Origin of the sequence: Paenibacillus sp. FSL R5-0517, from assembly GCF_037974355.1 — a bacterium.
In the GTDB taxonomy this organism is placed as follows: Bacteria; Bacillota; Bacilli; order Paenibacillales; family Paenibacillaceae; genus Paenibacillus.
This window is the reverse complement of record NZ_CP150235.1, coordinates 513,826-526,207: the sequence shown is the minus strand read 5'-3', so window position 1 is coordinate 526,207 and position 12,382 is coordinate 513,826. Positions and strand designations below refer to the sequence as shown.

The 12,382-nt window shown below is 48.0% G+C and carries 11 protein-coding genes; 2 read left to right on the top strand and 9 right to left on the bottom strand.

The window, feature by feature from the left end; genetic code table 11:
• Positions 1-166: 166 nt before the first annotated feature.
• From MKX40_RS02500 to MKX40_RS02490, 3 genes are all read right to left on the bottom strand, one after another.
• Positions 167-415 (bottom strand): hypothetical protein, encoded by a 249-nt coding sequence (locus MKX40_RS02500; RefSeq protein WP_339239280.1) that lies wholly within the window; start codon positions 413-415, stop codon positions 167-169.
• A gap of 161 nt (positions 416-576) precedes the next feature.
• Entirely contained in the window at positions 577-1,398 is an 822-nt protein-coding gene (locus MKX40_RS02495) for a protein kinase (RefSeq protein WP_339239279.1), read from the bottom strand.
• 137 nt (positions 1,399-1,535) lie between these two features.
• Complete coding sequence (locus tag MKX40_RS02490; protein WP_339239278.1) at positions 1,536-2,222, bottom strand: hypothetical protein; 687 nt, start codon at positions 2,220-2,222, stop codon at positions 1,536-1,538.
• 542 nt (positions 2,223-2,764) lie between these two features.
• On the opposite strand from MKX40_RS02490, the gene MKX40_RS02485 reads away from it, so the two are divergent.
• Complete coding sequence (locus tag MKX40_RS02485) at positions 2,765-3,718, top strand: L-lactate dehydrogenase (protein ID WP_339239277.1); 954 nt, start codon at positions 2,765-2,767, stop codon at positions 3,716-3,718.
• 155 nt (positions 3,719-3,873) lie between these two features.
• On the opposite strand, the gene MKX40_RS02480 is transcribed toward MKX40_RS02485, so the two are convergent.
• Positions 3,874-6,582, bottom strand: coding sequence for a PAS domain S-box protein (locus MKX40_RS02480; RefSeq protein WP_339239276.1), 2,709 nt, complete (start codon positions 6,580-6,582; stop codon positions 3,874-3,876).
• A gap of 340 nt (positions 6,583-6,922) precedes the next feature.
• Here MKX40_RS02480 and MKX40_RS02475 point away from each other — a divergent pair, with 340 nt between their 5' ends.
• Positions 6,923-7,483, top strand: coding sequence for a DapH/DapD/GlmU-related protein (locus MKX40_RS02475; protein WP_339239275.1), 561 nt, complete (start codon positions 6,923-6,925; stop codon positions 7,481-7,483).
• A 95-nt stretch (positions 7,484-7,578) separates the two neighbouring features.
• Here the strand turns inward: MKX40_RS02475 and MKX40_RS02470 are convergent, their stop codons facing one another.
• The 5 genes from MKX40_RS02470 to MKX40_RS02450 form a co-directional block, all read right to left on the bottom strand.
• Positions 7,579-8,313, bottom strand: coding sequence for an ABC transporter permease (locus MKX40_RS02470; protein ID WP_339239274.1), 735 nt, complete (start codon positions 8,311-8,313; stop codon positions 7,579-7,581).
• A 1-nt stretch (position 8,314) separates the two neighbouring features.
• Positions 8,315-9,031 (bottom strand): ABC transporter permease, encoded by a 717-nt coding sequence (locus tag MKX40_RS02465; RefSeq protein WP_339239273.1) that lies wholly within the window; start codon positions 9,029-9,031, stop codon positions 8,315-8,317.
• Positions 9,028-9,942 carry an ABC transporter ATP-binding protein gene (locus MKX40_RS02460; RefSeq protein WP_339239272.1) on the bottom strand — a complete coding sequence of 305 codons (915 nt, stop codon included), beginning with the start codon at positions 9,940-9,942 and terminating at the stop codon, positions 9,028-9,030. The genes MKX40_RS02465 and MKX40_RS02460 overlap by 4 nt, the downstream gene beginning before the upstream one ends.
• Positions 9,943-10,027: 85 nt before the next feature.
• Positions 10,028-11,482 carry a HAMP domain-containing sensor histidine kinase gene (locus MKX40_RS02455; protein ID WP_339239271.1) on the bottom strand — a complete coding sequence of 485 codons (1,455 nt, stop codon included), beginning with the start codon at positions 11,480-11,482 and terminating at the stop codon, positions 10,028-10,030.
• A gap of 113 nt (positions 11,483-11,595) precedes the next feature.
• A complete protein-coding gene (locus tag MKX40_RS02450) occupies positions 11,596-12,279 on the bottom strand; it encodes a response regulator transcription factor (RefSeq protein ID WP_253429484.1) in 684 nt (227 codons plus the stop codon).
• Between the last annotated feature and the right edge of the window lie 103 nt (positions 12,280-12,382).

Below are 12,382 nucleotides of genomic sequence, written 5' to 3'. Positions count from 1 at the left end.
CAATTTTGCTGATTTTAATGTCTTAATGCCTCAATGAAGCAAATTCGCTTATCCACCGAGAACGAGTAATACACTTTAAATAGAGCTTTGTTTCTTCCTGAGTGAAACGAACACTGCCGATTTGAGCGAGAGCCTGTCTTGCTGAAGGTGTCCAATGGATCAACATCTATAAATTCCCTTTTTCAATTGCGTCAATTATATCATCTGTGGAGTAGACCCTACCCGAAGAGATATCCTTCTTGGCTTGTAAAATTAAAGTTTTGAGTTCGTGATCACTTTCTATTTCTTCCTGAACGACGTTTTCCAGCGGCTTGATTAAATAATGCTTTCCTTCGATATCCACTATGGTGTCTTTTTTGCTATGAAACCACGTTTTAAATAATTCGGCATGATCGCCTTCCAGTTTTTTAAGCATATGATGAATCGCCTCCTTCAACGTATAATTGTTATTCATTATATCATTCAACCCACTGTTTTGATACGTTATGCATGTATCAGTAAAAAGGAAAAAGACCCCTACAGATATCATACGAAGAGGTCACGAATAACCAATATAGGTCCGCCTATAGAACTTATTCATCTTACCTTCATCAACACACGTTCCATCTCTGCCCGTAACTCCATTGCTCCGCCTTGATAACCCGGGCGAAGTCCCAGGAGCCGCTCCAGCATCTGGTGCAATTCCGGCGTAAGCTTAAGTTCCTCCTGCCAGCTGGCAGGTTCACGACCCTTCTCTGGCTCGTAAGCCGAATACAGCATAAAGAGAAGAAAGTGGCCGATATCCTGCAAGTCATGATCCGGTGTAGCGAGTTCATCTTCAGGCTCAGGGACTTCACGCATACGTCGCTTTAGCTCAGGCAACAACGGCTCCCCCAAGCGTCTCGCCAGGCCAAAGTCAATTAGATGCACCTTCCCTTCACGTATAATAACATTGGGAATCCGCACATCTCCATGAATATATCCCTGCTCATGCACATGAGCCACTGGCGCCAGTAGTTGACCAGCCAATTCCAGACATTCCCGCTCCGTATATCGAAGACCTTGCTCAAATATGCAATCTTCCAGCGTCTGGCCACGAATATACTCGGTAACGATATAACTTCGTCTCCCGAATGTGAACACATCCAATAGATCGGGAATCGCCGGATGATGCAGAAGTTTCATCACGTCCGCCTCCCGCTCCAACAGATGTGCAGCGAGTCTTCCCTTGCTGGGCTTGGACTCCTTCAACGCCACTTCCCTGCCGTTCTGCTCATCTGTACACAGGTATGTCAGCCCATAGCTCCCCATACCCAGCAATTCCTGTATTGTATATCGCTCAGCAAGGGCCGTCCCTTTCCGACGAGGACGGTCTGTCCACAGTCCGAGCAATCTTTGCCAACTTCGTCGCAGCTCCACAGATCCTCCCACACCAGCTTTCCGAACTCATCCCGGTCTGTTTCTATACCGAGCGATCCATGGCCAGTCTTCATGTTGTATGGAGCTTATTATATCAGGCCGATCATGCAAAATCACGATGAGCCATAGTCCGTTGCTTAAGCTTCCTTATGCTTCTTGGGCAGGAATCCAAACAACATACGCAGGGATACTCCTTTGGGTTTGCGTTTTCTTCCCTGGAAACTGCGCAGATTGGTCACGAGTTCGCGATCTCGCTCTTCCTCCAGCTTTTCGTTCATCCATAGGCGTTGTTTCTCCATCTGTTCCTGAAGAGCCATATGTGTATCAGCCAGATGCTGAAGGGTCAACTCCAATTCATCAACCCGCTGTTGCAGCAGCTGTACCCGATCGTCCTGCTGCTGTTCTACAGCACCGTATGTTACCTCACTTACCAGTTGTCCCAGACCCTCATAGGATCTCAGATTGCCGATGGATTCCGGGCCCTCAGGAGATGTTGATGGCATGACTGTCGCTGCACATTCGGACTCTGAAAGACCTTCAATCCCCACCACAGGTACATCTATTTCCGCTACAGCTACAGGTGCCTCTGGGGCCAATACAGTCACCACAGCATCAGCCAAGGGCAGATTATGCTCTCTGAGTTCGGTCATCAGGCGTTCAATGCACTCGATGTCGTCGGACTTGAATAGTCTGGATTTGTTGGCGGAACGTTCGAACCGGTATCCCTGCTCTTCCAGTGCCGCCGCATATTTACGAAGAGTACTGGCACCTATGCCCAGGCTCTTGGCCGTTTCCGTCGTTGCTCCTGCTTCTTCAATCATCATTAATTCCCTCCCGGAATGAAGTCTTTTGGGAATCCATTTCATAATACCTTTAGTGAGTTATGAATGGACTCTTGGATAAAACATTACGGCTTCAGCGTTCCTTTTTGGAACCGTCATCGGATCGGGGCAACCTGTCTCATGGATCAAGTATGTTAATCTTTTGCTTGTCCGTATGTATTCGTCGGCTTCTCGGCAGATCCCTTTGACGGTTTTGTTCTGTTTCTGCGGATTCCTAAGAAGTTTTGTCAGGTATATATTCCGCACAAATAACCCCGAATCCGACAAGGAGCATGAATGCTGTCATGTCGAATGACACAGGTGCAAATGCCGTCAAATCATATGATTATGAATTATTCATGTCAATTTTGTTAACTCACTTACTCCAATACGCTCCCGCGATAGCGGATATCATTGCTGTACTGCTTTTTCGTGTGTTATCTTATGTAACGTAGAAGTGCATTCCGGCATAAAATAAAGGACTATACTTAACATAGAACGCGTTAGTAACGGAAAATATCAATCTAATTGGGGGCTGAACGGAAGTGTTAGGCAAATCAGGTAAAGTAGCGGTGATCGGGGCGGGCCTTGTCGGTTCAAGTTGTGCGTATTCCATGATCAATCAATCCATATGCAGAGAAATTATGATGGTTGACCGGACGTATGACCGTGCCGTAGCACAGGCACTGGATTTCTCCCATTGTATGGACTTTACACATAACCGAACCAAAGTATATGCGGGCACGTACGCGGATTGTGGCAATATGGATGTGATTATCTTAACCGCAGGGGCGAATCCGAAGCCAGGACAGACACGGCTGGATATTTTGGAGGAAGCAGAGTCCATCGCCAAAGATATCGTGGTTCCCATCATGAACAGTGGATTTAACGGGATTTTTGTCGTCGCTGCTAATCCGGTTGACATAGTAACTTATATGGTATGGAAGTTATCAGGTCTTCCCCGTGAGCATGTTATCGGCACAGGGACGTCCATTGACTCTTCACGACTCAAAACGCTGCTGTCTGAAGTCTTCTCCATCGATCCACGCAGTGTGCATGGTTATGCGCTCGGGGAGCATGGAGAATCCCAGTTCGTGGCCTGGTCACATGTGACCATTGGTGGCAAACCGATTATGCACATTTTGGATCAGCACAAGGAGCGCTTCAAAAATCTGGATCTGGACGATATTGCCCGCAAAACAAAGGATGCCGGTTGGGAGATCTTTACCCGTAAAGGCTCTACTCAATTCGGAATCGGCAATGCCCTCGCGCACATTACCCGTTCAATCCTCAATGATGAACACAAGATCATCGCCGTATCCGCTATTCTGGATGGTGAGTACAATCAACATAATGTCTGCGTCGGTGTTCCTGCAATCATCGGAGGAGATGGCATTCAAGAGGTGATTGAATTGAATCTGGATGCGGCGGAACGCCAAAAATTCAATAATTCCTGTGAGATACTATCCGGCAATATCAATCGTCTCACATTAGCATAACTCATTCGTGTACCGCTCTACTTCGATATGCTTCGGCTCATCTTCAGTAGCCTGTCAACGCAAACACGCCAATCACACTCCATCTGAGGAGTATGATTGGCGTGTTTGCGTTTGTTATTTTCACAGCTACATCGTTATCGTTAACAGATCGTTATTCAGTTCGGTGCAAGCTGGGGTTCGTCCCTTGGCCCCCATTGCTGTAACACCCGTTTCAACTCACTTAGCATGACCGGTTTGCTAATAAAATCACGCATACCAATCTCCAGACAAGCTTCCTTATCCTCACGTTTGGCATTGCCTGTAACTGCAATGATTGGAGGTATACGATCCCTTGGAATCAGGCGGTGTAACAGGTCTGTCGCCTTAAGTCCATCCATCACCGGCATATGAATATCCATCAGAACAATATCATAAGCATTCTGAGAGATGGCATCAATTGCTTCTACGCCGTTGGTACACACATCTGCCTGGTACCCCAGCTTCTCCAGATATTCTCGCAAAATCTTGCGGTTCACTGGATGATCCTCTGCCACCAGAATACGCATGGCGACCTTGTCACTCTGACGTGTACGATCATGATGGAACTGACTTGCTGTCTGTTCGGCTGAAGCATCTACACTTGCCGCAGGAACAGCAAATCGGAAGGTTGAGCCTTCTCCTTCTGTACTCTCGACACTGATACTACCTCCCATGATCTCCACGAGTCGCTTGGAGATGACCAGTCCCAGCCCCGTACCACCATATTTACGGTTAATCACCGGATGCAGTTGAGAGAAGGACTGGAACAACTGATCTAGCTTGTCAGCCGGGATGCCAATTCCCGTATCTTGCACAGCGAAATCAAGCACGCTATCTTCAGGCTTTCTGCCTTTGATAATATCCACGGTAACATCAATGCTTCCCTGGTCCGTGAACTTAAGCGCATTGCCAACCAAGTTCACCAGAATCTGCCGGATACGTATGGCGTCACCAACCATGAATTCAGGGATGCTTGGATTGAGACGATATCTGATTTCCAGATGTTTCTCATCTGCGCGGGGTTTAAACAGTTCGGCAACCTGTTCCAGCATCTTACGTAATGCAAACGGCTCATAAGCCAAGGCCATTTTCCCGGATTCCAGCTTACTAAAGTCCAAAATATCATTAAGGATGTTCAGCAGTGCATCACCACTATCCTGAATAATCTCGGCATATTCACGCTGTTCTTCCGACAGATCGGTACCAATCAATAATTCGGTCATCCCCACGATCCCGTTCATCGGTGTGCGGATCTCATGGCTAACCATTGACAGAAATTCTGACTTGGCCTGAGCTGCCAGCTCGGCTGTCTCTTTGGCCCGCACAATTTCACGTTCCCCGGTCACATCATTGAACACAACCACCGCGCCCTGAATCTGTCCCTGTTCAATAATCGGCGTCACCTGGTACTGCACCAGAAAGCTGCTGCCATCTTTACGCCAGAATACATCTTCCTTGACAGAACGGCTCTGACCATCCAACACGGTCATGTGGATCGGGCACTCTTCTATTGGGAAGTGACTACCGTCCGCACGGGTGTGATGGATAATCGGATGTGGGTTCTTGCCAATGAACTCTTGCGCCTCATAACCGAACATGGAGGCTGCTGCAGGGTTCATAAACATGGTAATTCCATCCGCATCCAAACCATATATTCCTTCTGTCACCGTGTTGAGGATCAGCTCATGTTGCTTGCTTAGCTCCTGAATCCGTTCCGTGTATTCCTTACGCTCGGTAATATCGGACACGATTCCATAGACGCCTACCATTTCTTTATCCACAATAATGGGCACATTCGTAACGGATACTTCGATCTTCCGACCTCTGGAATTGACAATTCGGGTCTCATAATACTGTGGTTCGCCTTGCTTCACCATTTCAAAATAGTGTTCGCCGTACTGCACTTCACATTTATCCAGATTGGATAGAAAAGATTTGCCAATCAGCTTACTACGCGGAATATCCAGCATTTGCACAAGTTTGCTGTTCACAGCACTATACTTGCCTTCCAGATTCAATGAATACACAGCTGCCGGATTATGTTCGAACAGCGATCTGTATCGCTGACGACTTTCCCGAAGACGTCTGTCCGCATCCTTGTGCTGGGTAATATCCCTGCTGATGCTTACAATCTGGACACTCTTGCCACGCTCTTCGGCCACAGGCTTCGCCAAGGTCTCCATCCAGATATAGTGTCCCTTCTTGTGCAACACACGCATCTTGCAGCCATTGCTGATCTTGGAAAGATCCATAGGGTCCGGGTAATCTCCCGGGTAACAATAATCCTTGAAGGACTTTCCTGTGACTTCCTCCGGCTTATAACCCAGCAAGGTATGCACAGAAGGTGAGACATATAACAACTCACCATCTGCAGCACAAGTCGTAATCAGATCTTGTGCATGGTCAGCCAGCACCTGATATTTCTCCTGTGCCTCCTTAAGCTCACGTTGCACTCTCAGGATATCGGTAACATCTTTGGCAATACCATAGATTCCTACAACTTCATTTCCATCCGTTATAGGCACATACGTGATCTCTGCTTGTTTCAGGGAACCATCTTTATGATAAAAGGTAATGGAATTACTGACTGAACGTCCAGCCAGTACCTCTTTAATATATTCATTGCGTAAATTTGCACTGTCCGGAGGACAGAGCTGATTCTGATTCATACGAATCAAGCCATCCAGTGTATACCCCGACATCCGCTCTACCGAGGGATTAGCATCAATATAATTTCCATGGATGTCCATCACATAAATGGCATCCGGGTGGTTAAAAAACAGTGATTGGTAAGAACTTCCCTCAGAAATAATGCGCTTCAGGGTTTCCGTTTTATTAATATCCAAGGCTTACCCCTCTTTTCTCAGCCAATATCTTCATCTAACAACAGGGATATATTATCCCTTGCCGAAATGGGCCTACCCTCGAATAACCATGTAAGCCTGCCTAGAAACAGCTTTTTTTATTTTACCAGATTCTCGTCTCATTTTGCTTACAATCTATGATTTAATTCACATGTTGTGTGATGTAATACTTGGAATTTTAATTTTTGCTTAGAAGGCGTTTCCAAATGCATGTAAGTTATATAAGGTAGAAAGCCACGACATAAAATTAACGATACATTTTGTATCAAACAGGCTATAATCGTTAAAAAACGTTTTTGACGAAGGTGAGGATGAATGAATCATGCTGCCCAACAGAGTTAAAATTGCCTATGGCAAATTAAGAGGCTTGACCATTTTTGGTAAAATTCAGCCCTCAATGGGCCTACTGCCACGGATCAGGGGAAAAGTATATCTCAATAAACATGGTGATTTGCAGGTGGGAAAGCGGCTTAACATCATAGGTAAACCTTGGGGAACCCAACTAACTGTGGTCAAAGGGGCGCGATTAACGATTGGCGATGACGTCATGATTAATGCCGGTGTGGGGATCGCCGCCAACGTAGAGGTGACCATCGGTAATAACGTCATGATCGGGCCTCGAACAAGCATATTTGACAGTGCTTATCACCGAATTGATTCACTGGATGATGGGAGCCAGACTGCCAAGCGAATTGTCATTCAGGATAATGCCTGGATTGGTACAGGTGCGCTCATTCTGCCCGGCGTGACAATTGGCAGGAATGCCGTCGTGGCAGCTGGAAGCACGGTGACCAAAGATGTACCCGATAATACACTTGTAGCCGGAGCGCCGGCCAAAATCATTCGGGAACTGACCATTCATGACGGTTGGGTCAGACATTAGAAAAAATCCCCTCAAGCTCACATACAATAGAACATTGCATGTTTTGCTTAAAAGAGGATCTTGGTCATAGGATAACTAGGGATATATTCAATTATTCAGATTTCTTTCTTCGCAAAATACAGCATGCCAATTCCTATGAAAATGACAGCACTGCCCCCAACGACTGACAGCAGCGTCAGCAGCGGCACGTTATAGGCTCCGAAACCTCCGCCGTCTACGGGTGTCATCAGAATCATCGGTTGCGCCCAAGGATAATACGGTCCATATGCCGCTGAGTTGACGATAAGGATATTGGGCACAGTCAGTGCAAAATTCAATGCGAGCGGTGCAGCAAAGCTACTCCACACGAGAGAAACGAACATCTGCAAGGCGGCAAGAGGTACACAAGCCAATAACCCAAGCAGCATTTTGCCTACCAGGAATCCCCAAGGTATTGGCATCGTAATGCCATGAATCGTGCCTGCCAGCAGAATGGATAGCAGCAACAACACTTGTGTACCCGCCAGAAGCATAAGTACAATCGTCAGTTTGCCTGCGTATACACCTGAACGTGTGAGCGGCAGAACCAGCATCTGCTTCCACCCTCCTCCTGCATGTTCGAAACGACAGACAAAGGACGTAAACACGCCAGTCAGCATCGGCAACAGGAGTAATCCGTGCAAGAAGACCATGGTGCCCATCAAAACCTGCCAACTCCCTGATGGAGTGGACAACAGTCCGATGAGCAGTGCAAGAAGTGGACTTAACAGAATCAGGAGCCATATGGGTGACTTGCCCATCTTCAAGCGCTCAGCCGATAGAATGCGAAAATACGTTGTCGCAAAGCTCATATCAGGCCACATCCTTCCGGCTAAAATGCACCATACCCAACAACAGGATCAAGAGACCCAGACCTGCCCCCATGCCTGCATACAGATATGGATTAGGTCCATTCCAAGCCATCTGTGCCCAAGCAAGTGGAAAATACGGTGAGATACTGAGCGCGAACATGCCTGTTATCGCGAGAACAATTCCCAGAGTGACGGGAAGCGCCTGATTTTTATTGACCATTGTGAGCCATAACTCCAACGACAACACGGGAAGCGCACCAGCCAAAGGCAGCAGCCCCAGCTTGATGGCATGTGTCCAAGGGATCTCACTGGCATGGAATCCGAGGATCAGACCCAGACCTATAATTCCTGCGGTTAGCAGCAGGCAGGAGATTACCAGCAGCAGACAAGCCAGCAAGAACTTGGCCAGATACACGGCCGGTCTTGAAATTGGCATCGCTAGCAACTGTTTCCACGATCCCTGTTCATGCTCGACACTCGCGATCATGGAGCTGAGAATGGTTGCTCCCAGCATCAGGGACAACGGTACAAAGACAACTACATTGCCGAGCAATCCGCCCCACAGGTTATCCGCATACTGTTCTTTCAGATAGTCCAACCGTAAGCCAAAATTAAGCGCCTGCATCGCTGTCAATCCAAACGGGGCCAGAAAAACGAGAAACCAGATTCCCTTGCCCCGAATCTTGAGCCAGTCCGACGATAATGCACGTCCGGTCATATGGAAGCCCCCTCGCCAATGACCCGCATGAACAGATCTTCCAGCGACTGACGCTGTTCCTCAACACGATACACATCATGATCCTGTTCAATCAATCGGCGCACAAGCAGTGCAACCGAAGGGTTATCCATATAAGGGAACGTTAACGCAGAACCTTGTCGCTGACCAAATTGCCCCTGCTCTCTCGCCAGTTTCATGGCCTCTTCCGGCTCGGAAACCGTTAAGCGGATAGAACTACCCGTCTGACTATGCAGACTCGCAATGGTATCCTGGAGCACCATCTTGCCTTCACGGATAATGCCGACACGACTTGCCATCTGTTCGACTTCACTCAACAAGTGGCTGGAAACGAGAACGGTAATGCCATGTTCCAGAGGCATGCGTTTGATCAGTTCACGAATCTCCTGAATACCGGCCGGATCAAGCCCATTCGTTGGTTCGTCCAGAATCAGCAGCTCCGGTTCACCCAGCAAAGCGCTGGCAATACCCAGACGTTGCTTCATACCAAGGGAATACCCCTTCACTGAACGTTTGGCATCCTTAGTCAGATCTACAATGGACAGCACTTCAGCAATTCTTGATTTCGGGACATTGAGGATGCGGCGCAAAGTTTCCAGATTCTCTACCGCATTCAGATGTCCGTAATAAGAAGGGTATTCCACCAGCGAACCCACACGGCGCAGAATGTCCATGCGCTCCTTGCGGATATCCTTGTCAAAGACACGGATCACGCCTTTGGTTGGTTTAATCAAGCCGAGAAGCATGCGAATCGTTGTTGTTTTGCCGGCACCGTTGGGACCGAGGAAGCCGTAGATATCTCCCTTTTTAATATGCAGATCAAGTTCACGGACCGCTGCACGGTCCCGGTATGTTTTCCATAGATTCGCTGTTTGAATAATATTTTCACTCACTGTATGATCACCTCGGAACTATCGTAACCTTTCAAGGTTAAAGCCAAGGTGGTCTCCAGTTTAAGTTTAGTTTAAAAAAGAGATCTTAAGGGTTCGTTGTGTCCTTACTTCCCTTACCACTGTAGATGTATGTCCGAACTCCCGTATCGGAACTGTCTACCCGCTTGCGCAGTCCCATCTCACGAATTAACAGGTCTACAATGGATAAACCCAGACCTGTGCCTTTGGTGTCGGAATCCTGCTGCATTCCCGGACCGAGATCCTGAATAACGATAGCCGTCTCCCCCTGAATCTCCCGGGTTGAGATGCCAATATATTTCCCGCTGGCGGCATGGCGGATCACATTTTGGAACAGATTATCCAGAATACGGCGCATGCCTTGTTCATCCATATGCCAGATCAACGGTTCATCCGGCAGATCAATATCAATTTCGAATTGCTCTTTCTCCCAGACCGGATACCAGGCCGCTGCCGTTTCTCTGACAATCCGCAGCATATCTTTCTCTTCCAGCTTCAGCGTATATTTACCGCTCGTGAGCAAATTATAGGATAACATGTTGTCAATGAGCCCGCCGAGATCCTCCATCTTCGCTTCCATGCGATGTAATGAACGGTCACCTTGCTCGCTCAGCGCTTCCTTATGCAAAGCATGCATATGTCCACGAATCACCGTTAGCGGGGTGCGTAGATCGTGGGAAAGCCCCGCAATCAGACGTTTGCGCAATTGTTCTTCCTCACGCTCACGCTGGCGGCTATCGGACAGTTGATGCACCATCTGGTTAAATGATTCCTCCAGTTGACCGATCTCATCTGACCGGCGGATATCAACCGGAAGCGGAATGCCCTCCTTGCCCGGGGTCATCATCGCCGTCTGTAAGCGAATAAGTCGTTTGCGAATGCGCGCGAAGAAGAGAATCGACATGATGATGAAAATCATGAAGATGATCGTCATCACAATGCCAAGATACAGGAGCTCCATCGGCCAGTTACTCTGTGTCGTTTGCAGAAGTGATCGCGGCACTTCTATGATCATGAAGCCCTGTCCCTTATCCTTTTCACCTCCACCGATGTATGTAACTACGGTTAGCGGATCTCGATAGGAAGCTTCTTTCATGAATTGCACCGTGTTGCTCACATTCCATATGGCCGGAATTCGAGTCTCTGCCGTTTTCCCGGAATCCAGTGACCATCTCAATGTCGTGTCCGTCCCGCCATCCGGCGATGTGGAATTCAGAAGCGTTACATCTTCACCACCGAGAATAAAGAGGGTCTCACCGCTCGCATTCACACGATACATGGAAGACTTGGGGTACGATGCATGTAATTGCTCCAAACGGGCCTTAATCTCCTCATCTGAAGCACCATTCAGGTTCACCGCTTCACGCGACCATAGGTTACTGATCCGGGTAACATCACCGTACGGTGCCGCTTGATTCGTATTTGTGTTGTTCACTACGACAACATATATGATGGATATGATCGGCAGAACGACGGGCACGAATAATACGGCCGCCAGAATCAGGATGATATATCTGGACATCAAGGACCGCCCAAAGCGTAGCTTGCCCTGCCTGGTTTGCTTATGCTTAGAAACCATGCGCGGTTCTCCTTTGCGTTCTCCATTCATCGTCTTCCGTGCTCTGAACCGTCGGATCATGGCTTCTTCACACGATATCCCACACCGCGGACCGTCTGAATAACGACTGGATTGGCCGGGTCAAGCTCCAGCTTCTCGCGAAGATGTCGAATATGTACCATTAAAGTCTTGTCCCCATCCAGATAAGGCTCGTTCCAGACGGCTTCATAGATCTGCTCTTTGGTTCGAATCATGCCCATATGTCGTAGCAGGTAAGCGAAGATGTGGAACTGTTTCCCCGATAAAACAATTTCATCCCCCGTCTCCTCATTGACGATGCGGTTGTCCTTCTCATAGATGGAGAGATGATCCAGCTTCAGAGCTGTATCCGATGAGACCGCAGTTCCCGCCTTACGCAGTTGGACCTCAATCCGGGCAGCCAGTTCATCGGGGTGAAATGGTTTCGTTACATAGTCATCGGCAAAATCGAGACCGTGCAACTTGTCGTCAATGGACGTTCTCGCCGAGAGCATGACAATGGGCACGGCTGGATGTTCTTTTTTCAGTCGCTGGCCCACCGTAAATCCATCCAGCCCGGGCAGCATGACATCCAGAATAATGAGTGAGCAACCCACAGCAGCCTCCGCTGCACCTTCACCACTGCCGAGCCATACCACCTCATAACCGCGCTCCTCCAGATCGGCTCTGACCCAAGTTGCAATTTCCGTATCATCTTCAATGTATAACAGTTTGGTTTTCATTCGAATATTCGTTTCCTTTCCGCCCCCATTGGGTTAATGATATATCTGAGCCTCATCATAAAAAAGCTATCTATAACAGATGGATTCAAATCTTGTTATCTTG

Excerpts from the sequence above, each read along its gene's own strand:
- MKX40_RS02500 (WP_339239280.1), bottom strand. The coding sequence starts at position 415 with ATGCTTAAAAAACTGGAAGGCGATCATGCCGAATTATTTAAAACGTGG.
- MKX40_RS02490 (WP_339239278.1), bottom strand. The coding sequence starts at position 2,222 with ATGATGATTGAAGAAGCAGGAGCAACGACGGAAACGGCCAAGAGCCTG.
- MKX40_RS02475 (WP_339239275.1), top strand. The coding sequence starts at position 6,923 with ATGCTGCCCAACAGAGTTAAAATTGCCTATGGCAAATTAAGAGGCTTG.
- MKX40_RS02470 (WP_339239274.1), bottom strand. The coding sequence starts at position 8,313 with ATGAGCTTTGCGACAACGTATTTTCGCATTCTATCGGCTGAGCGCTTG.
- MKX40_RS02465 (WP_339239273.1), bottom strand. The coding sequence starts at position 9,031 with ATGACCGGACGTGCATTATCGTCGGACTGGCTCAAGATTCGGGGCAAG.
- MKX40_RS02455 (WP_339239271.1), bottom strand. The coding sequence starts at position 11,482 with ATGTCCAGATATATCATCCTGATTCTGGCGGCCGTATTATTCGTGCCC.
- MKX40_RS02450 (WP_253429484.1), bottom strand. The coding sequence starts at position 12,279 with ATGAAAACCAAACTGTTATACATTGAAGATGATACGGAAATTGCAACT.